The organism is Amycolatopsis lurida, assembly GCF_900105055.1.
In the GTDB taxonomy this organism is placed as follows: Bacteria; Actinomycetota; Actinomycetes; order Mycobacteriales; family Pseudonocardiaceae; genus Amycolatopsis; species Amycolatopsis lurida.
Genome location: NZ_FNTA01000004.1, coordinates 5684502 through 5704030 on the forward strand (window position 1 = coordinate 5684502; position 19529 = coordinate 5704030).

Sequence of the window (19529 nt, forward strand, 5' to 3'; positions counted from 1 at the left end):
CGAGTAACCTCCGGAGGCCGGTTGTGGCGCGGGAAATCTCGAGTGTGGGAGTCATCGGTCTCGGCACCATGGGTGCCGGGATCGCCGAGGTGCTCGCGCGGAGCGGCGTGTCCGTCGTCGCGGTGGAGATCGACGACGACGGCGTCCATCGCGGCCGGGGTCATCTGGAGCATTCGACCGAACGGGCGGTGACCGGCGGCAAACTCGACGCCGACGGCCGGAGCGCGCTGCTGGGCCGGATCCGGTACACCACGTCGCTGGCCGAACTGTCCGATGTGGACCTGGTGATCGAGGCGATCCCGGAGAACCTCGAAGCGAAATCCGACGTGTTCGCACAGCTGGACAAGATCACCGGCCCGGACACGATCTTCGTCTCGAACACCTCCTCGCTGTCGATCACCGAGATCGGCGTGCACACCGCGCGGCCGGGCAAGGTCGTCGGGATGCACTTCTTCAACCCGGCGCCGATCCTCAAGCTGGTCGAGATCGTCCGCACCGTCGTCACCGAACCCGAGGTGGTCATCGACGTCGTCGCGTTCGCCGAACGCCTCGGCAAGACCCCGGTGGTGATCGGCGACCGCGCCGGGTTCATCGCCAACGCCCTGCTCTTCGGGTATCTCAACCACGCCGTGCGGATGTACGAGCAGCGCTACGCCACGCGCGAGGATCTCGACGCGGCCATGCGGTTCGGCTGCGGGTATCCCATGGGGCCCTTGGCTTTGCTCGACCTGATCGGGCTGGACACCGCGTACGAGATCCTCGACACGATGTACCACCAGTCGCGTAACCGGCTGCACGCGCCGGCGCCGCTGCTGAAGCAGATGATCACCGCCGGGCTGCTCGGCCGGAAGGCGGGCCGGGGTTTCTACGCCTACGACGAGCCCGATTCGCCGACGGTGACCGACGCGGTCACGAAGTCCACAGTGTCCACATCGGACACCGTGGCGCCTCGTGAGGTGCGCAAGGTCGGCGTCGTCGGGACCGGGACCATGGCGACGGGCATCGTCGAGGTGTTCGCGAAACGCGGTTACGAGGTGATCCTGCGGGCGCGGAGCGCGGAGAAGGCCGCGGCGTCGGTCGCGCGGGTGAAGAAGTCGCTGGACAAGGCCGTCGTCAAGGGCAAGCTGTCCGAGGAGGACGCCGCCGCCGCGCTCGGCCGGATCTCGCCCGCGGTGGAGTTCGAGGAACTGGCCGACGTCGACCTCGTCGTCGAGGCGGTGGCCGAAGACCTGGCCGTCAAGCAGGCGGTCTTCGCCGCGCTCGACGACGTCGTGAAGCCGGGAGCGGTCCTGGCGACGACGACGTCGTCCCTGCCGGTGATCGAATGCGCGGCCGCCACCTCGCGGCCTTCGGACGTGGTCGGCGTGCACTTCTTCAATCCGGCGCCGGTGATGAAACTCGTCGAGGTCGTCTCGACCATCGCCACCGCGCCCGACGTGGTCGCGACCGTCGACGCCGTCTGCGCGGCGCTGGGCAAGCATCCCGTGCACTGTGGCGACCGGGCCGGTTTCATCGTCAACGCGCTGCTGTTCCCGTACCTGAACGACGCGGTGAAGATGCTCGAAGCGCACTACGCGGAGGCTGACGACATCGACACCGCGATGAAGGTGGGCTGCGGGCTGCCGATGGGGCCGTTCGAGCTGCTCGACGTCGTCGGGCTGGACGTCTCGCTGGCGATCCAGCGGACTCTGTTCAACGAATTCCGCGAAGAGGGCTTCGCGCCCGCGCCGTTGCTGGAACACCTCGTGACCGCTGGACGGCTCGGCCGGAAGACCGGAAAGGGGTTCAAGGACTACTCGGCCCGGTAACTTGGGCGGCATGCCGGTTTCCTCAGGGGTCAGGAAGCGGATCAAGGAACTCCTCGATCCGGACGACGAGATCCACTACGTGTTCCCGGCCGACATCCTGGGGAGTACCAATCCCAGCGTGTTCTTCGCGGTGACCCGTAAGACGATCACGATCCTCACCACCGGGTACCTGAGCCGGAAGACCCCGAAACGGGTGGTCTCGACGACACTGCGAAACCAGCGGATCGGCCCGGTCGACACGTCGACCGTCCCGTGGTTCAAGTTCAACGGCATCGACTACGAGATCGACGACGAGTACATCGCGGTCGTCCACGCGGCCGACGCCGAGATCATGCGGGACGGTGCGAAACCTGAAGATCCGCTGCCGGACCTCTAAGCTCCCGGGAGTGCGTCAGCTCACCTACGACGGAATGCCCATTCCCGGCCTGAACGATCTGGTCCGGACGGCCATCCGGCTGCATCCCGCGCCGGGAGTGCCCGGTCCGGACGAAAGCCACTTCGGCGGTCCGCTGCTCTGGCCGTCGGACGAGCCGTGGCCGGAGTGCCCGGTGACCTGGCCGCCCGACCCGGACGCGTCCGACGACGCGTGGACGGGCGGGCATCCGCTCGACGAACCCGTTCCGGCGATGGTCGCCGCGGCACAGTTCTTCCGCGACGACTTCCCGGAGCTGCCCTTCCCCGAAGGAACCGACGTCCTGCAGATCCTGTTCTGCCCGATGGGGCACGACAGCCCGCATCACCAGGGGCCCGCCGTCCGGCTGGTGTGGCGTGATTCGGGCGAGGTGCGGGACATCGCGGACGAGCCTCCGGCCCCCGAGAACGCCGAAGCCGCCTACGTGCCGGATCCCTGCGTTTTCGAACCGTGCTCGATCGACGAGCTGCCCCGGCTCTGCGACTTCCCGGCGGAGACCCGCGCCGCGCTCGGTATCCCCGAGGGCTCGGGCGACGATCCGGAGGGCTGGCCGGAGCTGGACCAGTACTCGAAGATCGGCGGCTGGACCGCCTGGGACGCGACCGATCGGCACGAGCTGGGCTGCCGGGAGTGCGGCGCCGAACTGCGTCAGACGATCGCGCTGGCCTCGGAGGAGCACGAGGTCGGCTGCGGCTGCGAAGTCGCCGAAGGTGAGGCGGCGGGGTGGTCCTTCCGCCGCCAAGGGGTGCTGAACGTCTTCACGTGCCCTGCCGACGTCACGCACCCCTTCAAGATCCGGATCGACTAGCCGGGCGGTAGCAAAGGTCCCCCGCTCCAGTGCTGGAAGACGAGGTTCGTGTGCACCCGGGCCACCTCGTCGCGGGCGGTCAGTTCGTCGAGGACCAGGCGTTGGAGTTCGGTGGCCGACGCGGTGGCGACATGCGCGAGGAAGTCGTCCGGGCCGGTCAGGTGGTAGACGGCACGGACCTCGGGCAGGGCGAGCAGATGCTCGACGAACGAGTCGACCAGCGCCCGCCGGTGCGGGCGGACCTGGACGAACAGGAGCGCTTCGAGCGGGCGGCCGAGTTTGGCGGCGTCCACCTCCGCGCGCTGGGCGGTGATCACCCCGAGCTCGCGCAGCCGGTTGACGCGGTCGAGACAGGTCGAGGGCGCGACGCCGACCTCGGCCGCGAGATCCTTGTTCGAGATCCGGGCGTCGTTCTGCAGAAGCCGCAGAATACGAAGATCAACCGTGCTCAGTTCGACGGAATCCGACATCGGCGAATGATATCCGAGGATATTGCGATCGATCCGGAGAAAATCGCACCATCTGGGTATGACCGCAACGCTGCGCACCCGAGCCGTCCACGCCGGCCGTGACGATCTCACGGACCTCGGTGTCCACGCCGCTCCGCTCGACCTGTCCACGACCTACCCGTCGCGGGACAGCGTCGAGGAGGCGGGCCGCATCGACGAATTCGCCGCCTCGGGCTCGCTGACCGGGCTTCCGGTCTACGGGCGGCTGAGCAACCCGACCGTCGAACGGTTCGAGAAGGCACTGGCCGAACTCGAGGGATTCGACGACGCCGTCGCGTTCGCCACCGGCATGGCCGCGGTGTCGGCTTCGCTGCTCGCCGCCGTCGCGCAGGGCAAACGGCATGTCGTCGCCGTCCGGCCGGTCTACGGATGCACCGATCACATGCTCACGTCCGGTCTGCTCGGCACCGAGGTGACCTGGGCCGATCCGGAAGGAGTCGCGGCGGCGCTGCGGCCCGACACCGGGCTGGTCCTGCTCGAAACGCCCGCGAATCCGACCTTGCGGGAGGTCGACATCGCCGAGATCGTGCGCGCCGCGGGCGACGTACCGGTGCTGGTCGACAACACCTTCGCGACTCCTGTGCTCCAGCGTCCGGGACGGCACGGCGCCCGGTTCGTCCTGCACAGCGCGACCAAGTTCCTCGGCGGCCACGGCGACGTCATGGGCGGCGTCGTCGCTTGCAGCGCCGAAGACGCGGGGATGCTGCGACAGATCCGCTTCGCCACCGGAGGCGTGCTGCACCCGCTCGCCGGATACATGCTGCTTCGCGGCCTTTCGACACTTCCGCTGCGCGTCAACGCCGCATCCGCGACGGCCGCCGAACTCGTCGAGCGGCTTCGCGGTCACGCGAACGTGAGCGCCGTGCACTACCCGGCCGTCGGCGGCCCGCTGATCGCGTTCGAGGTCGAGGGCGATCCGCACGCGCTCATCGGCGCGGTCCGGCTGATCACCCCGGCCGTCAGCCTCGGCAGCGTGGACTCGCTCATCCAGCATCCCGCCTCGATCAGCCACCGGATCGTCGCCGAGGACGATCGGCGCGGCGCAGGGGTCACCGACCGGCTCATCCGCATGTCGGTGGGGCTGGAGGACGTCGAGGACCTGTGGCACGACCTGGATCAGGCGCTCAAGGCCTGCTGAATTCTGCGATCGTCGTCACCGGGATGTCGACAAATCGTCCGGCCTGGCTAACCTGGTCGGGTGAAAGATCTGGTCTCGTCCTGGGTGGAATCTTCGGCTCGTAGCACGCTTTCCCGGCTGCACCAGCAGATCGGTGTCGCCGGGCTGGCCGCCGCGGCGGCCGTGCCCGGGCTGTCGGCCGTCTTCGATCAGCACTCCGCCGCGGTGCGGGACATCCTCGCGGCGGGGGTCGAAGGTTCGGCGGCGGTCGCCGGGGTCGTCCTTCTCGCCGGCTACACGCGCGGGCTGATCGACGAGGCGAAGGCCAAGGGATGGACGTTCCGCATTCCGGCCGATCTGTCCGCCTGGACCACCAGCGACTGGATGACCGCGCGGCTGGTCGGCGTGTGTTCGCTGGCCGCCTCGATGGACGACCGGCGGACCCAGCCGACCAGGAGCGGGTAGGGCGGCCGGACGCCCCACCCGCTCCCGTGGAAGGTCAGCGGTATTCCGGCGGAGGGGGCATGTTTCCACCGGGGGGCCGCTGGCCGGGATCCTGGTGCGGAGACACCTGGCCCTGGGTAGGCGGGAACTGCTGGTGTTGCGTCGGCGTGTTCGGGTTCGCGGCGTGGTGCCCGGCGGACACCGGCTGGTGGGCCGTCGTCTGCTCGGCAGGCACCCCGCCCGAGCGTCCGGCGTCCTCACGTCCGCGCTGGTAGGCCTCGGCCTGCGCCTTCGCGGCGGGGATCTCCGCCTCGGCCCGGCCGAGCCAGCTCTCCCAGCGCTGCTGCATCGGCTTGATGAGACCACCGCCGACACCGACGACGGCGATGCCGCCGACCGTGGCGAGCACGGTGATCAGCACCGGCAGCGTGACCGCGGTGGCCACGCCGATCTGGTTCAGCGCGGCGATCGCGCCGAGGCCCCAGATGAACACCGAGGCGATCGTGGCGAGCACCTTGCCGTAGGAGACCCCACCGAGCGCGTTGGCGACCAGGTCCTTGACCGCCTTGGCGACCGCGCCGGCGATCACCACGATGACGATCGCGACGATGGCGCGCGGCAGCCACGCGACGATGTCGTTGAGCAGCGCGCTCACCGGGTTCGGGCCGAACACGCCGAACGCGAACTGCAGGGCGATCAGCAGGATCGCGTAGTAGACGATCTTGCTGATGATGTTCGACGCGTCGAACTGGCTGCGAGCGAGCATCTGTTTGAAGCCCCCGCGTTCGAGGAGGCGGTTGAACCCGACCTTCTCGAGCACCATGCTCACGGCCTTCGAGAGCGCCTTGGCGATCAGCCAGCCGATGAACAGGATGACCAGGAACGCGAGCAGTTTCGGGACGAAGGTGGCGACCGAACTCCAGGCGCTTGACACGCCTTGACCGAAGTCGACGGCCGCCAGTGCTGATGGGGTCACTGGACTTTCTCCCTTCCCACCACTGGAGCTTCCAGACTGGTGGGAAGGGGGTACCCGCCATTCGGGCGATCACACGTTGCGCCACCCGAACGGGTGGGTCAACTGCAGCAGCCGCCTCCGCAGCAACCGCCTCCACCCGCGGGAACGGGGGCGGGGCCGGAGGACGACCCGGTCAGCGCGACGGTCGTCAGCAGTTTGACGGTGTCCTGGTGGCCCTCGGGGCACGGCGCCGGCGCACCGGACTCGCTCATCGGCCGCAGCAGTTCGAACGTTCCGGCGCATTCGCGGCAGCGGTAGGCGTAAGTCGGCATGTCCGGCATTATCCCATCTCCTTTCGCGCTCCGGGATGGCAAGCTGGCCTGGTGGAACTGCCTGTCGCGGCGCACGTGCCGCATCTCGGTCAAGTCGTCCCGTCCGTGCTGTCCGCCCTCGGCGCCGAAGGGTTCGCCAACTCGCTGAGCCTGGCGGAGACGTCCAGTGCCTGCGTTCTGCTCATCGACGGTCTCGGCTGGGAACTGCTGGCCGAGCACGCCGCCGACGCTCCTGTGCTCACCCAGCTGGCGAAGTCGCCGCTGCGGGTCGGTTTCCCGGCGACGACGGCGGCCGGCCTCGGCGCGATCGGCACCGGTCTGGCGTCCGGCGAGCACGGCCTTGTCGGCTACAGCTTCGAAGTGCCGGGCACCGGCGTCCTGAACGCGCTGCGCTGGAGCAGCCATGTGGACGGCGGCGATCTCCGCGGCGCGCTGCCGCCGCGCGAGGTGCAGCCGCTGCCGACGACGTTCGAACGCGCGACGGCCGCCGGGATCACGACGAGTGTGGTGTCTTCGGCGAAGTTCGCCGACACCGCGCTCACCCGCGCGACGCAGTCCGGGGCGCGCTACGTGGGTGTCCACGCGCTCGGCGATCTCGCCGCCTGCGTCCTGCACTGTCTCGACACACGGCCCGCGTTCTGCTGGGGCTACCACAGCGAACTCGACATGCTGGGCCACATCTACGGACCCGGTTCGGCGCCGTGGCGGATGCAGCTGCGGCAGGTCGACCGACTCGTGGAGTCCATTGTGGACGGTTTGTCGCCCGGCTCGCTCCTCGCGGTCGTGGCCGATCACGGCATGGTGACCGTCGAGGGCGCGCTCGACATCGACGACACTCCCGCGCTGCTCGGCGGCGTCCGGGCGATCGGGGGCGAGGTCCGGGCGCGGCACGTCTACAGCGAAGAAGGCGCGGAGGCCGACGTCCTGGCCGCCTGGCGCGAGGTCATCGGCGACCGGGCATGGACCCTCCCTCGCGACGAGGCCATCGAGGCGGGCTGGTTCGGGCCGGTCTCCGACCGGGTCCGTCCGCGCATCGGCGACGTGGTCGTGGCAGCGAAGGGGCGTTTCGGTCTCGTGCGGGAACTGGCCGAGGCCGTCGAGTCCTCGTTGGTCGGCCAGCACGGCTCGCTGACCCCGGCCGAACAACTCGTCCCGCTGGTTCTCGCCCGCGGCTGACCCCGAAACGCGTCAGGCGGGCTTCCTGGCCGAGAACTTCACGGAGCGCTTGGGCACGTGGTCGACCTCGACGTCGGTGAACCCGGCGTCGGTGAGCCGGGGCCAGAGCGAAACCGGGTCGAGGGCGTTCATCGTGTCGCCGATGTGGAGCAGCCGGAACGGCAAATTCTCCAGGCTGTCGATCGCGCGCAGGACGCCGCCGGGGCGGAGCACCCGGAACGCCTCGGCGAAGATCGAATCCTGCAACGCCGTCGTCGGCACGTGGTGCAGCATCGTGAAACAGACGACCGCCGAGAACTCGCCGTCCTCGAAGGGCAACGCCGCTCCATCGCCCTGGACGATCCGCACCCGGCCGTCGAACTCCCGTTGGAGGAGGTCCGCGGATGCTTCGTCGATCTCGACAGCCGTGAGCCGGGGGACGAGACTTTCGAGAGCGCGCGTGGTCGCGCCGAAGCCCGGGCCGATCTCCAGGACGGAGTCGCCGAGGTCGAAGCCGGCGACGTTGGCCGGCATCTCGTGGGCGACGGCCTTCGCCCACAGCGCGGAACTGCAGAGTTTGCGGTGCACCAGGTTCATCGGCATGAATCCGAAGCTAGCCGTGACCGGTAGGCGATAGGCTGCCAAGTGATGTCGCAAATCGGACTCCTGCCGCCGATGTCGACGGCGATGGTGCTCGGCGAGATGGATCTGGCCGCGGGCACCTGGCTCCCGTGGCACGAGCACGATGGCCACCAGCTCGCCTGGGCGGCCCGGGGGATCCTGAGCGTGAACGTCGGAGACCGGTACTGGGTGCTGCCGCCGACGCGGGCGCTCTGGATCCCGGCGGGCGTCGTCCACCGGACCGGTGCGACCGCGCAGACCGTGTTGCGGGGGATCTACGCCGCCCGGGAACGATGCCCGGTGCACTGGCCCGGACCGACGCTCGTCGCCGTCCGCCCGCTGCTGCGGGAACTGCTGGAGCACCTCGGCGCCGCCGACCTCGGCGACGACGCGCGCCGCCGGGCCGAGGCCGTCGCCTTCGACCTGCTCGAACCGGTGGCCGTCGTGCCGATCACCGTGCCGATGCCGTCGGACGGACGTGCGCTGACCGTCGCGCGGGCGGTGATCGCCGATCCGGCGGACCGCCGTGGTCTCGCCGACTTCGCGTACGAAGCGGGCGCGAGCGAACGCACCCTCGCACGCCTGTTCCTCACCGAATGCCGCACGACATTCGGCGCGTGGCGGGTGCAGGCGCGGCTGCGCGCGTCCTTGCCGTTGCTCGCCGAGGGCATGCCGCTGACCGCGGTCTCCCGCCGGATCGGTTACTCCTCGCCGAGCGCGTTCGTCGCCGCCTTCCGCCGCGCTGTCGGTGTGACGCCGGGCGCCTACTTCGGCGGCTAGCCCGAGTTACGCCTTCAATCACGCGAGTTACGCCTTCCGTCACGTGTGATCGGATGGACGACACGTGTGATCGGATGGACGACACGCGTGATTGGACGGACGACACGCGTGATTGGACGGACGACACGCGTGATCCGTTGGCGGATCACACGTGTCTGGAGGCGTAACTCGCGTGTTCGGCAGGCGGACCGAACACCGAGCGAGCGGGATCACACGGCCTCCGGCCGTATACCGTTTCGGCGTGCCACGACGTAACCGGCCCGAACGCGGTGGACGCCCCGACCTCGGCGCGTCGACCGGCTGGGCGCGCTCCGAATCCGCCGCCGACGGCGACTGGCTGGTGCGCACCGTGCCCGGCGCGCAGGCCACCAAGGACTACCGCTGCCCCGGTTGCGATCACGAGATCCGGCAGGGAACCCCGCATGTGGTCGCCTGGCCCGCCGACGACACCGGCGGGGTCGCCGATCGCCGCCACTGGCACAAGGCGTGCTGGGGCGCGCGGACCCGCCGCCGCCCAGGCCGCTGGTGACTCAGCGACGCATGTGCAATGAGGGCGCTCCCTCGAACTCCTCCTCGGTGTGGATCTTGAAACCGAGCCGCTCGGCGACGCGGATCGACGGTTCGTTGGACACCATGATGTTGGCGATCACCGGGACCTCGGGGATCTCCCGCTCGGCCCATTCGACGACGGCGGCCGCCATCTCCGTCGCGTAGCCCTTGCCCCAGGCGAACGGCCAGAATCGGTACGCGAGGTTCAGCACGCGCTCGCCGTTCCATTCGTGGTACCGGACGCCGCCGAAGCCGACGATCACCTCGGGATCATCCAAAGCGGACACCGCGAGGTAGCCGAACCCGTGCTCGGCCCATTGCTTCATCCAGGCGTCGTACAGTTCCCGCGCGCCCTCGACGGTGTGCGGTACGACGTTGAACTTGTTCGTCTCCGGATCGGCCTGCAGCGCGACGATGTTCTCGCGATCCGCCTCGCGCAGCCGCCGCAGCAGGAGCCTCTCCGTCTTGATCTCTGTCAGCACGGATCCGACGGTAGCCCCAGGGTGCGACAGAATTATCGCCATGAAGGATCTCCCGCTGGTACTGCTGCACGCCTTCCCTGTCGACGCCCGCATGTGGGACGCGGTCCGCGCGCCGCTCTCGGAACGCCTGCGGCTGATCACCCCCGACCAGCGCGGCCTCGGCCGCAGCCCGCTGCCGGAAACCGGCAGGGAACCGGATCTGGCCGACGCCGCCCGTGACGTCGTGGCGCTGCTCGACCGCCTCGGTCTCGACAAGGTCGTCCTCGGTGGCTGCTCGATGGGCGGCTACCTGACGATGGCGGTGCTGCGCCTGGCGCCGGAACGGGTGGGCGGCCTGGTGTTCATCGACACGAAGGCGACGGCCGACGCTCCCGAAGCCGTCCGGACCCGGCACGAGGTCGCGGCCAGGGTGGAAGCGGAAGGCACCGCCTGGATGCCCGAGGCCGTCACACCCGGATTGCTCGCCGAAAAGGCCCGTCCGGAAGTGACCGAACGCCTTCGCGAACTGATCACGACGCAGCCGCCGTCCGGCGTCGCGTGGGCGGCACGCGCGATGGCGGCGCGGCCCGATTCACTCGAGACGCTGCGTTCGGCGGACGTGCCGGCGTTGGTCGTGGTCGGCGAAGAGGACGGCCTGACTCCGCTGGAGGAGGCGAACACCCTGGTGGAAACGCTGCCGGACGCGACGTTGGTCGTGCTGCCGGAGGCCGGGCATCTGACGCCGCTGGAGGATCCGGCCGGAGTCGTCGAAGCGATCTTGGGCTGGTACCCCGCGTGAGAAACGTTTCCCTCGCCCCTTCCAAGGTATAGCGGACCCCGGGGCTTGCGGCAAGCCCCCATTCCCGGTGCACGATTCTCGCCTTCACGTTTTGCCGAAGGGGGATTTCCATGCGTGTACTCCTGTCCACCATCGGGACGAGGGGTGAGGTGCAGCCGCTGGTGGCCTTGGCGGTGCGGTTGCGGGAACTCGGCCAGGAAGTCCGGCTTTGCGCGCCGCCCGATTTCCGGGACTGGGCCGAAGGCTTCGGGATCCCTTTCGTTTCGCTGGGGCCGGAACTCCGGCCGACCGCGAAGCCGGATTCCGTCATGACCAAGGCGATGGCCACGCCCGAGGGGCGCCGGAAGATGGCCGAGGCCATGGTCGTCGACCAGTTCGAGACGATACCGGAAGCGGCCGACGACTGCGACGCCGTCGTCGCGGGAATGGCGTTGAACATCGCCGCTCATTCGGTGGCCGAGCGAAAAGGGATTCCCTATTTCTTCACCGCCTACTGCCCGATAACGCTGCCTTCACTGCACCATCGTCCGCCCGTTTTCCCGGGGTGGGCGCCGAAGAATCCCGATGCCGTCATCCCGGTCCTGTGGGCCGACGACGCGCGACGATGGAATGAGCATTGGGGCGGTGTGCTCAACGCGCAGCGGAAAAAGCTCGGTCTCCCGCCCGTGGACGACGTCCGCGGGCATGTCTTCACCGAGAGCCCGTGGCTGGCCGCCGATCCGGTGCTGGCGCCGTGGCGGGGGCCGTCGGCGCTCGACGTGCACCAGACCGGCGCCTGGATCCTGCCGGACCACAGCCCGTTGTCCCCGGAGCTGGAGGCGTTCCTCGACGACGGGGAACCGCCTGTCTACTTCGGATTCGGGAGCATTCGTGCCCCGGAGGAGATCGCGAAGGCGATGATCGAATCGGCGAGGGCGCACGGGCGGCGGGCGATCGTGTTCCGCGGCTGGACCGAGCTGGCGCCGATCGACGACGAACCCGACTGCCTCGCCATCGGGGACGTCGACCAGCAGGCGCTCTTCCCGCGGGTCGCCGCGGTCGTGCACCACGGCGGCGCCGGCACGACGACGGCGGCCACCCGGGCAGGCGTGCCGCAGGTCCTCGTTCCCCAGCTGTTCGACCAGCCCTACTTCGCGCAGCGCGTCCGGGAACTCGGAGTGGGAACGTCGATCGCCGGGGAGCCCACCGCCGAAGCGCTGACCCTCGCTCTGGGCGAGGTACTGCGTCCTGACGTCGCCTCGCGGGCGCGTCAGGTCGGCGGTGAGGTGCGGACGGACGGCGTCGACGTGGCGGCGAAACTTCTGCTGGACGCCGTCTAACGGAGGAAGTAGCGCTCCAGGGCGGCTTCGGCCTCCGGGAGCCGCTCGGGGAACCGCTGCGCGATCACGAAGCGCCAGGGGACCTCGAACAATCGCCGCAACGCGATGAACGGCTCCAGCGACGCGGGCGTCACATCGGCCGGGTACGCGGCCAAAGTCTCGTGCCCGGCCTCCGCGAAGAGCACGCCGAGGTCCCAGCCGAGCGGCCCGCGCCAGGTGTCCTCGAAGTCGAGCCAGCACGGCCCGGCCGCCGTCGCGACGACGTTCCCCCGATGGGCGTCACCGTGCAGCGGCCGCGGCTCGGTGTCCGGCAGTGCGGCCGCCACCCGCTCGAGTTCGTCGTACAACCGGGGTGCCGCGCCGTTCAGGAGCGCACCGTGCCGGTCGAGCACCGTCCGGAGCTCACGGACCGGTCCGAGTTCGGGCAGCTCACCGGGGTAGTCAGCGAGCGCGTCGTGCACCCGGGCGAGCGAAAGCGCCACCTCGTGCGGCGACAGCGTGTGCCCCGGCTCGTGCGGCGTGTAGTGCCAGAGCGTGACCGGCAGCCCGTCGGCGAAATGCGGTCCTGCCGGGGGATCCGTGGTCGGTGAGACGACGAGCACACCACGTTCCGTGAGGTACCGCGACAGCTCGACGTCGCGCCTGAGCCAGTCCTCGGGCGAGGCCCGCGCGAAGCGCGTCGTGCCGGGCACCCGCGCCACTACTGGACCCAGTCTCACCAGCACGTTCGACTTGAAATGCAGGATCTCGGGGGCGTCGGTCGGCAGCCCGTACCGGGCACCGACGGCGACGGCCGCGGCCACTCCCGCCCGGGTGTGTTCGTCGGTCACGACGCGATCTTGCCAGCCGGTGCGCGCGACTGTCGGTAGTGAGGGCTACGATCCCCACTAGCCGCCGGAGTGGGTTCGAACCCGCCCGGCGACCGCAAATTGACCACCACAAGGTTTGAGTGTTGGAGGCAGGAGTGACGGCCGTAGCCCCCAAGCCGATCGCCACGCGCCCGTATCCCGCGCGCGAGTCGGTTAAGGGTTCGTACCTGCTGCGGTTGTTCCGCACGACGGACCACAAGCAAATCGGCATCATGTACCTGGTCACGTCGTTCGCCTTCTTCATGGTGGGCGGCGCGATGGCGATGCTGATCCGCTCCGAGCTGGCGCGTCCCGGGCAGCAGTTCCTTTCGCAGGAGCAGTACAACCAGCTGTTCACCATGCACGGCACGATCATGCTGCTGCTGTACGCGACGCCGATCCTCTTCGGTTTCGCGAACTTCATCCTGCCGCTGCAGATCGGTTCGCCCGACGTCGCCTTCCCGCGGCTGAACGCGTTCTCGTACTGGCTGTACCTCTTCGGCGGCCTGATCGTGATGTCCGGCTTCCTGACCCCGGGTGGCGCCGCCGACTTCGGCTGGTTCGCCTACACCCCGCTGTCGGATGCCATCCACTCGCCCGGCGTCGGCGCCGACCTGTGGATCTCCGGTCTGGTGGTCTCGGGTCTGGGCACCATCCTCGGTGGCGTCAACATGATCACCACGGTGGTCTGCCTGCGCGCCCCCGGTATGACGATGTACCGGATGCCGATCTTCACCTGGAACATCCTGGTCACCAGCATCCTGATCCTGCTGGCGTTCCCGATCCTGACCGCGGCCCTGATGGGCCTCCTGGCGGACCGGCATCTCGGGGCGCACGTGTTCGACCCAGCGAACGGCGGCGTGATCCTCTGGCAGCACCTGTTCTGGTTCTTCGGCCATCCAGAGGTCTACATCGTCGCGCTACCGTTCTTCGGGATCGTGTCGGAGATCTTCCCGGTCTTCAGCCGTAAGCCGATCTTCGGGTACAAGGGCCTGGTCTGGGCGACGCTGGCGATCGCCGCGCTGTCGGTGGCCGTGTGGGCGCACCACATGTACGCGACCGGCGCCGTGCTGCTGCCGTTCTTCTCCTTCATGACCTTCCTGATCGCGGTCCCGACCGGCGTGAAGTTCTTCAACTGGATCGGCACGATGTGGAAGGGCCAGCTGTCCTTCGAGACGCCGATGATCTTCTCGATGGGCTTCATCGTCACGTTCCTCTTCGGCGGTCTGACCGGCATCATGCTGGCCGCGCCGGCGATCGACTTCCACGTGTCCGACAGCTACTTCGTCGTCGCGCACTTCCACTACGTGCTCTACGGCACGATCGTGTTCGCCACATTCGCCGGGATCTACTTCTGGTTCCCGAAGATCACCGGCCGCATGATGGACGAGAAGCTCGGCAAGTGGCACTTCTGGACCACGTTCATCGGCTTCCACGCCACGTTCCTGGTGCAGCACTGGCTCGGCGCCGAAGGCATGCCGCGCCGGTACGCGGACTACCTGCAGTCCGACGGGTTCACCACGCTGAACACGATCTCCACGATCGGCGCTTACATCCTCGGTGCCTCGACGCTGCCGTTCATCTGGAACGTCTTCAAGAGCTACCGGTACGGCGAGATCGTCACGGTGGATGACCCGTGGGGTTACGGCAACTCGCTCGAATGGGCGACGTCCTGCCCGCCGCCGCGGCACAACTTCACCGAGCTGCCGCGGATCCGGTCCGAGCGGCCGGCGTTCGAGCTGCACTACCCGCATATGGTCGAGCGCATCCACAAGGAGGGTGAGATCGGCTTCTTCGGGAAGCAGAAGGTCAACACCCACCGGGCGCCGTCCCAGGTGCTCACCGAGGCGGCCATGCCGGGTGATCACTCCAAGGACAACTCCAGCGAGAAGTGACCCGATAAGCGGAATCGGCGCGTGCCTTGCCTCACACAGGGGCAAGGCACGCGCCGTTTTTTTGCTCGGCTGAGGGAGACTGACCCCGTGACGCAGACACCAGTTCTCATCACCACCACCGGTCCCGACAAGCCGGGTGTGTCCTCGGTGTTGTTCGCCGTGCTGGCCCGCCACGACGTCGACGTCCTCGACGTCGAGCAGGTCGTCATCCGCGGCCAGCTGGTGCTCGGCGTGCTCGCCGGCGTGTACCGCGACCCCGAGGGCCTGCAGGAGTACGTCGAGCAGGCGATGGCGTCGGTGGGGATGCAGGTCGACGTGAAGATCGGCTCGGCCATCGGCGCCGACCCGTTCGCCATCGGCCAGAAGGACTCGACGCATGTCCTGCTGATGCTCGGCCGTCCGGTGACCGCGCGGGCGTTCTCCGACGTCGCGCGCCGCCTCGCCGCGCTGGACGTCAACATCGACTCGATCCGCAGTGTCGCCGACTATCCGGTCACCGGGCTGGAGCTGTACACCTCGCTCGCCCAGGACACCCCGGAGGCCGACGCCGCGCTGCGCACCGCGCTGGCGGACGCCGCCGTCGAGGCCGGGATCGACATCTCGGTCGAGCGGGCCGGGCTCGCGCGCCGCGCCAAGCGCCTGGTCGTCTTCGACGTCGACTCCACGCTCATCCAGGGCGAGGTCATCGAGATGCTCGGCGCGCACGCCGGCGTCGAACCGCAGGTCCGCGAAATCACCGAGGCCGCGATGCGCGGCGAGCTGAACTTCGGCGAGTCGCTGGAGCGCCGGGTCGCGTTGCTGGAAGGGCTTCCGGAGACGGTGCTGGACGAGGTCGCCGCGTCCATCGAGCTCACCCCGGGCGCGCGCACGACCATTCGCACGCTGAAGCGGATGGGCTTCCGCTGCGGGGTCGTTTCGGGTGGTTTCACCAAGATCATCCAGTCCCTTGTGGACGATCTCGGCCTCGACTTCGCCGCCGCGAACGAGCTCGAAGTGGTCGACGGCAAGCTCACCGGCCGGGTGGTCGGGGACATCGTCGACCGCGCGGGCAAGGCGGTGGCGCTGCGCCGGTTCGCCGAGGAGTATGAGATCTCGCTGGAGCAGTGTGTCGCCGTCGGCGACGGGGCGAACGACATCGACATGCTGTCGGTCGCCGGAATGGGCGTCGCCTTCAACGCGAAGCCCGCGCTGCGCGAGGTCGCCGACACCGCGCTTTCCCACCCGTACCTCGACGCCGTGCTTTTCCTGCTCGGGGTCACCAGGGCCGAGATCGAGGCGGCCGACGCGGCCGACGGTCTCGAGCTTTCCCGGCCATGAGCGTGCTGGGGCCGCTGGCCGCTCGCTACGCGTACTGGCTGGGACTGCCCGCCGAAGACACGGAAGACACCTCGGACGAGGATCCCGCCGAGGTCCGGGCCATGCCGGTGATCCTCCGGATGGAACGGGCCGAGCCGCCGTCGCGGACCGCGTTGCTGGAGGCCGCCGCGGCGGCCGCGGTCGCGGTCTGTCTCGACGAACGCGCCGAGCCCGAGGGCGAATGGCACGAGCCGCTCAAGGCGTGGGTCGACGGCCGGATCCGCAAGGTCGCCCGGCGGGCACGCGGCGCGCACTGGCGGGCGGTCCAGGAGCTGCCGGGGATCACGGTCGAGGTCGACGGCGCCGAGGCGCGGGCCTTGCTTCCCTGCCGCGTCGTCGAGACGCCGAAAGAGGTCTCGCGGTTGCAGATCTCCGGGAGCGAACTCCCCGCCGACGAGCCAGGGCCCGCGCCGGACGGTGTCCCGAGGCTGCTGCTGAACCCCGAGGTCTCGATGACCGTCGGCAAGGGGGCGGCCCAGGTCGGGCACGCGACGATGATCCTCGCTTCGCTGCTGGACGAGGCCGAACGGGCGGCCTGGGCCGAGACCGGATTCCGGTGCTCGGTGCGGACCCCGCCGGTCGCGACCTGGAAGGCTCTTTGCCCGGTCGAGGATCCGGAAGGTTCGTGGCGCCGTGACGGCGTCGTCGCGGTCCGGGACGCCGGGTTCACCGAAGTCGATCCCGGAACAGTCACGGTCATAGCCCAAAGGGCTTAGCCTCCTATACTCCCCGCATGGGTGACCGGCTGATCGCCGGGCGCTATCGCTTGGAGGAGCGGATCGGCGCCGGGGGCATGGGCGTGGTCTGGCGTGCCACCGATCTGGACCTCGGCCGGGTCGTCGCCCTCAAACGCTCGCAGGCAGGGGACAGTGGCCAGATCCGGCGCGAGGCGCGGATCGGCGCGGGCCTGCATCACCCGAACGTGGTGACCGTCTTCGACGCCGTGATCGACGGTGACGACCGCTGGCTCGTCATGGAATACCTGCCCTCGCGCAGCCTCGCCGACGTCATCGACGCCGACGGGCCGCTGCCGCCCGGCAAGGTGGCCAAGATCGGTGTCCAGCTCGCCGCGGCGCTCGCGGCGATGCACGAGAAGGGCATGGTCCACCGCGACCTCAAACCGGGAAACGTCCTGGTGGCCGACGACGGTACGGCCAAACTCACCGACCTCGGGATCGCACAGTGGGCGGAGGTGACCCGGACCGGCGGCGGCCTCGACGTCGGGACTCCCGGTTACGTCGCGCCGGAGATGGCCGAAGGACGGCAGGCGGGTGCCGCGGCGGACGTGTTCTCACTGGGCGCGACACTGTTCGCCGCCGTCGAAGGCACCTCGGTGTGGGGAGACGCGAGCGTCGGGCCGTTCGTCCAGCTCCGGCGGGCGACGTCATACACGCTGGAACCGATCCGCCGGGCGGGACCGCTGGCGCCCGCGCTGATGGAACTGCTGCGGCGCAAACCCGCCGGGCGTCCGGACGCCGTCCGTGCCGCCGAATTGCTGTCCGAGGTCGCGGACGTCGTCGTTCCGGCGCGGAGACGACGTTTCCGGGTGACCAGACGCGCCATCGCGATCGCGGCCGTCGCGGCGGTCCTGATACTGACCGGGGGCCTGCTCTACGCCACGAGAGAACCCGCGTCGATCGCGGCGGGCCCGCCGTCCGAACTGGTCGGTGACCGGCGGACGGCGGATCCTTGCGCGCTCGTGGACCCGTCCGTGCTGAATCATCTCGGGACCCCCGAACTGGACAATGCCACCGGCAACTTCAACGCCTGCGGTGTCCTCCTGCGCCTGAGCGCCGACAAGGAGGACATCGTCGACATCCGGCTCGAACTGACGACGCCGACGTCACCGTTGCTGGACAAGCCGATGCCAGGGCAGCTGATCGTGCGTGAGATCCCGAGCGACTCCGAAGACAAATGCGCACGGGGTATCCCGCTGCCGGACGGCAACCAGGTGTGGGTGCACGCCCGGCACATCCGGAACTGGCACGCGCATCTGTGCGATTACGTCGACCCGGTGGCCACGCACGCGGTGAGCGTGCTGAACCGGGAGCCGGTCGAACGGCGTCCCGCTCCCTTCCCCGACGGTTCGCTCGGGAGCCTCGACGCCTGCGCGCTGGGCGGTGAGCTGCCGCAGGCGATCGTCGGCGGCCCGGCCGCGCCGGATCCGGTGTTCGGGAACTGGGAGTGCTACTGGAACCATCGCGAGACCCAGGTGACGATCCGGTTCGAGCGGGAGCGGGCGCCGTTCAAGGATCTCGACGACAGGAGGGTCGCTCTCGGCTCGCGGGAAGCCTTCGTCGAGGTCTCGGCCGAGTGGAAGGCTTGTCAGGCCGAGATCCCGCACCGGACCTTCGGCGGCAACGGGCGTGCCATGATCGAGACGGTGGAGATCTACGTCGCGGACAAGGTCAAGCAGCCGCAGGAGATGTGCCCGGCCGCGGAACGGCTGGCCGGCGAGATCGCCCCCAGGCTGCCGCCACTCTGAAAGAGAGGCGCAGCCGCTTTGCCCGGACGGTGACACACGCGTGAACCGCCCGCCTACGGACACCGAAAGGGAAAACCGTGTCTTTGGAAGTCCAGCGCGACGGTGAGCACCGCTTCATCGGCCGCAACGAACGTGGTGCCGAGGTCGTGATCGGCCGCAAGGGCGCCGAGGGTGCCTTCTCACCCGCCGAACTGCTCCAGATCGCGGCGGCGGGCTGTTCGGCCGTCACCGCCGAGAACCTCATCACGCGCCGGATCGGGGAGGACTCGAAGTTCCGGGTCGGCGTGACCGCAGACCGGCGCGAAGACGCTTCGGAGCTCGACGCCGTCCACGTGGCTTTCGACGTCGACGTGTCCTCGCTCGCCGCTGAGGACCGCGAGGCGCTCGCGGGGGCGGTGGACCGGGCGATCGAGCGGCTGTGCACGGTGAGCCGGACGTTGAAGAAGGGCATCCCGGTCACGGAGAGCTTCCCGGTCGAGTAAGCCCTCCCTTGGCTCAGTGTTTGGCGGCGTGGCCTTCGGCGCTCCAGACCACGTACGCCTCGTCGGCGTCGGTGGTCATGGCCTCGATGAATTTCTCGTTGTCGAAGCCGGGCAGTGTCTGCAGCCGCTCGATCAGCGCGTCGGCGGCCGGGTCGCCGCTGGGGATCGCGGTGCCCTTCCCGTCGGCGCCGGCGAGCATGAAGAAGACGTCTTCCTTCCACGGGCCTTCAGGGATCACTCTGACCACCACCGCGGACAGCTCGGACCACGTGACGGCTTCCTCGCTTCCGTCCGCGAGCTGGCGCCGCACTCCGGTGTCATCGACGCTGACGGTCCGGGATTGTGCGTTGGGCGACTCGTGGGACAACCGGTTCTCCCTGTCTTCGGCGTTCCG

Annotated in this window: 22 protein-coding genes; 15 read left to right on the forward strand and 7 right to left on the reverse strand. The window is 69.2% G+C overall.

Features of this window, described 5'->3' with window-relative positions:
- Positions 1–23: 23 nt before the first annotated feature.
- Genes BLW75_RS32375 through BLW75_RS32385 form a run of 3 tightly spaced genes read left to right on the forward strand, consistent with a single transcriptional unit; the run spans position 24 to position 3028 of the window.
- Entirely contained in the window at positions 24–1808 is a 1785-nt protein-coding gene (locus tag BLW75_RS32375; RefSeq protein ID WP_034308873.1) for a 3-hydroxyacyl-CoA dehydrogenase family protein, read from the forward strand.
- Positions 1809–1818: 10 nt separating this feature from the next.
- A complete protein-coding gene (locus tag BLW75_RS32380; protein ID WP_034309262.1) occupies positions 1819–2184 on the forward strand; it encodes a hypothetical protein in 366 nt (121 codons plus the stop codon).
- A 10-nt stretch (positions 2185–2194) separates the two neighbouring features.
- Positions 2195–3028, forward strand: a complete 834-nt coding sequence (locus BLW75_RS32385; RefSeq protein ID WP_034308870.1) for a YwqG family protein — start codon at positions 2195–2197, stop codon at positions 3026–3028.
- On the opposite strand, the gene BLW75_RS32390 is transcribed toward BLW75_RS32385, so the two are convergent.
- The gene (locus tag BLW75_RS32390; protein ID WP_034308868.1) at positions 3025–3498 is read right to left on the reverse strand and encodes an Lrp/AsnC family transcriptional regulator; all 474 of its coding nucleotides are present in this window, start codon (positions 3496–3498) and stop codon (positions 3025–3027) included. The genes BLW75_RS32385 and BLW75_RS32390 overlap by 4 nt on opposite strands.
- 58 nt (positions 3499–3556) lie before the next feature.
- Here BLW75_RS32390 and BLW75_RS32395 point away from each other — a divergent pair, with 58 nt between their 5' ends.
- Both BLW75_RS32395 and BLW75_RS32400 read left to right on the forward strand, forming a co-directional pair.
- On the forward strand, positions 3557–4675 hold the full coding sequence (locus tag BLW75_RS32395; RefSeq protein WP_034308865.1) for a trans-sulfuration enzyme family protein: 1119 nt from the start codon (positions 3557–3559) through the stop codon (positions 4673–4675).
- A gap of 60 nt (positions 4676–4735) precedes the next feature.
- Complete coding sequence (locus BLW75_RS32400; protein ID WP_034308863.1) at positions 4736–5119, forward strand: DUF6401 family natural product biosynthesis protein; 384 nt, start codon at positions 4736–4738, stop codon at positions 5117–5119.
- 34 nt (positions 5120–5153) lie between these two features.
- Here the strand turns inward: BLW75_RS32400 and BLW75_RS32405 are convergent, their stop codons facing one another.
- Positions 5154–6074, reverse strand: a complete 921-nt coding sequence (locus BLW75_RS32405) for a mechanosensitive ion channel family protein (RefSeq protein ID WP_034308860.1) — start codon at positions 6072–6074, stop codon at positions 5154–5156.
- Between the two features lie 98 nt (positions 6075–6172).
- Positions 6173–6385 carry an FmdB family zinc ribbon protein gene (locus BLW75_RS32410; protein ID WP_034309259.1) on the reverse strand — a complete coding sequence of 71 codons (213 nt, stop codon included), beginning with the start codon at positions 6383–6385 and terminating at the stop codon, positions 6173–6175.
- 51 nt (positions 6386–6436) lie between these two features.
- Between BLW75_RS32410 and BLW75_RS32415 the strand changes: the two genes are divergently transcribed.
- Positions 6437–7561: an alkaline phosphatase family protein gene (locus BLW75_RS32415; RefSeq protein ID WP_034308858.1), complete on the forward strand. Its 1125-nt coding sequence runs from the start codon at positions 6437–6439 to the stop codon at positions 7559–7561.
- A gap of 12 nt (positions 7562–7573) precedes the next feature.
- Here the strand turns inward: BLW75_RS32415 and BLW75_RS32420 are convergent, their stop codons facing one another.
- Positions 7574–8137, reverse strand: coding sequence for a class I SAM-dependent methyltransferase (locus tag BLW75_RS32420; RefSeq protein WP_091600027.1), 564 nt, complete (start codon positions 8135–8137; stop codon positions 7574–7576).
- A 51-nt stretch (positions 8138–8188) separates the two neighbouring features.
- On the opposite strand from BLW75_RS32420, the gene BLW75_RS32425 reads away from it, so the two are divergent.
- Both BLW75_RS32425 and BLW75_RS32430 read left to right on the forward strand, forming a co-directional pair.
- Positions 8189–8941 carry an AraC family transcriptional regulator gene (locus tag BLW75_RS32425; RefSeq protein WP_198935696.1) on the forward strand — a complete coding sequence of 251 codons (753 nt, stop codon included), beginning with the start codon at positions 8189–8191 and terminating at the stop codon, positions 8939–8941.
- Between the two features lie 241 nt (positions 8942–9182).
- Positions 9183–9470 (forward strand): hypothetical protein, encoded by a 288-nt coding sequence (locus BLW75_RS32430; RefSeq protein ID WP_034309256.1) that lies wholly within the window; start codon positions 9183–9185, stop codon positions 9468–9470.
- A 1-nt stretch (position 9471) separates the two neighbouring features.
- Here the strand turns inward: BLW75_RS32430 and BLW75_RS32435 are convergent, their stop codons facing one another.
- On the reverse strand, positions 9472–9972 hold the full coding sequence (locus BLW75_RS32435; protein WP_091598744.1) for a GNAT family N-acetyltransferase: 501 nt from the start codon (positions 9970–9972) through the stop codon (positions 9472–9474).
- A 40-nt stretch (positions 9973–10012) separates the two neighbouring features.
- Between BLW75_RS32435 and BLW75_RS32440 the strand changes: the two genes are divergently transcribed.
- The gene (locus tag BLW75_RS32440) at positions 10013–10750 is read left to right on the forward strand and encodes an alpha/beta fold hydrolase (protein WP_034308851.1); all 738 of its coding nucleotides are present in this window, start codon (positions 10013–10015) and stop codon (positions 10748–10750) included.
- A 110-nt stretch (positions 10751–10860) separates the two neighbouring features.
- Entirely contained in the window at positions 10861–12069 is a 1209-nt protein-coding gene (locus BLW75_RS32445; RefSeq protein ID WP_034308848.1) for a glycosyltransferase, read from the forward strand.
- Here BLW75_RS32445 and BLW75_RS32450 read toward each other — a convergent pair.
- Positions 12066–12899 (reverse strand): phosphotransferase, encoded by an 834-nt coding sequence (locus BLW75_RS32450; RefSeq protein ID WP_034308846.1) that lies wholly within the window; start codon positions 12897–12899, stop codon positions 12066–12068. The two genes, BLW75_RS32445 and BLW75_RS32450, sit on opposite strands and share 4 nt — an antisense overlap.
- A 134-nt stretch (positions 12900–13033) precedes the next feature.
- Here BLW75_RS32450 and ctaD point away from each other — a divergent pair, with 134 nt between their 5' ends.
- The 5 genes from ctaD (at position 13034) to BLW75_RS32475 (ending at position 19135) form a co-directional block, all read left to right on the forward strand.
- Positions 13034–14812, forward strand: coding sequence for an aa3-type cytochrome oxidase subunit I (ctaD, locus tag BLW75_RS32455; RefSeq protein WP_034308844.1), 1779 nt, complete (start codon positions 13034–13036; stop codon positions 14810–14812).
- 87 nt (positions 14813–14899) lie between these two features.
- Positions 14900–16129 (forward strand): phosphoserine phosphatase SerB, encoded by a 1230-nt coding sequence (gene serB / locus BLW75_RS32460; protein ID WP_034308841.1) that lies wholly within the window; start codon positions 14900–14902, stop codon positions 16127–16129.
- A complete protein-coding gene (locus BLW75_RS32465) occupies positions 16126–16884 on the forward strand; it encodes a peptidyl-tRNA hydrolase (protein ID WP_034308839.1) in 759 nt (252 codons plus the stop codon). Before serB ends, BLW75_RS32465 begins: the two co-directional genes overlap by 4 nt.
- A gap of 17 nt (positions 16885–16901) precedes the next feature.
- Complete coding sequence (locus tag BLW75_RS32470; protein WP_034308836.1) at positions 16902–18653, forward strand: serine/threonine-protein kinase; 1752 nt, start codon at positions 16902–16904, stop codon at positions 18651–18653.
- 77 nt (positions 18654–18730) lie between these two features.
- Complete coding sequence (locus tag BLW75_RS32475; RefSeq protein WP_034308834.1) at positions 18731–19135, forward strand: OsmC family protein; 405 nt, start codon at positions 18731–18733, stop codon at positions 19133–19135.
- Positions 19136–19148: 13 nt separating this feature from the next.
- On the opposite strand, the gene BLW75_RS32480 is transcribed toward BLW75_RS32475, so the two are convergent.
- Positions 19149–19502: a hypothetical protein gene (locus tag BLW75_RS32480; protein WP_007028272.1), complete on the reverse strand. Its 354-nt coding sequence runs from the start codon at positions 19500–19502 to the stop codon at positions 19149–19151.
- Positions 19503–19529: the final 27 nt, after the last annotated feature.

Bases quoted from the DNA above. Each gene is read 5' to 3' on its own strand.
- BLW75_RS32465 (WP_034308839.1), top strand. From the start codon at position 16,126: ATGAGCGTGCTGGGGCCGCTGGCCGCTCGCTACGCGTACTGGCTGGGA.
- BLW75_RS32470 (WP_034308836.1), top strand. From the start codon at position 16,902: ATGGGTGACCGGCTGATCGCCGGGCGCTATCGCTTGGAGGAGCGGATC.
- BLW75_RS32445 (WP_034308848.1), top strand. From the start codon at position 10,861: ATGCGTGTACTCCTGTCCACCATCGGGACGAGGGGTGAGGTGCAGCCG.
- BLW75_RS32395 (WP_034308865.1), top strand. From the start codon at position 3,557: ATGACCGCAACGCTGCGCACCCGAGCCGTCCACGCCGGCCGTGACGAT.
- BLW75_RS32410 (WP_034309259.1), bottom strand. From the start codon at position 6,385: ATGCCGACTTACGCCTACCGCTGCCGCGAATGCGCCGGAACGTTCGAA.
- BLW75_RS32380 (WP_034309262.1), top strand. From the start codon at position 1,819: ATGCCGGTTTCCTCAGGGGTCAGGAAGCGGATCAAGGAACTCCTCGAT.
- BLW75_RS32420 (WP_091600027.1), bottom strand. From the start codon at position 8,137: ATGAACCTGGTGCACCGCAAACTCTGCAGTTCCGCGCTGTGGGCGAAG.
- BLW75_RS32440 (WP_034308851.1), top strand. From the start codon at position 10,013: ATGAAGGATCTCCCGCTGGTACTGCTGCACGCCTTCCCTGTCGACGCC.
- BLW75_RS32425 (WP_198935696.1), top strand. From the start codon at position 8,189: ATGTCGCAAATCGGACTCCTGCCGCCGATGTCGACGGCGATGGTGCTC.
- BLW75_RS32390 (WP_034308868.1), bottom strand. From the start codon at position 3,498: ATGTCGGATTCCGTCGAACTGAGCACGGTTGATCTTCGTATTCTGCGG.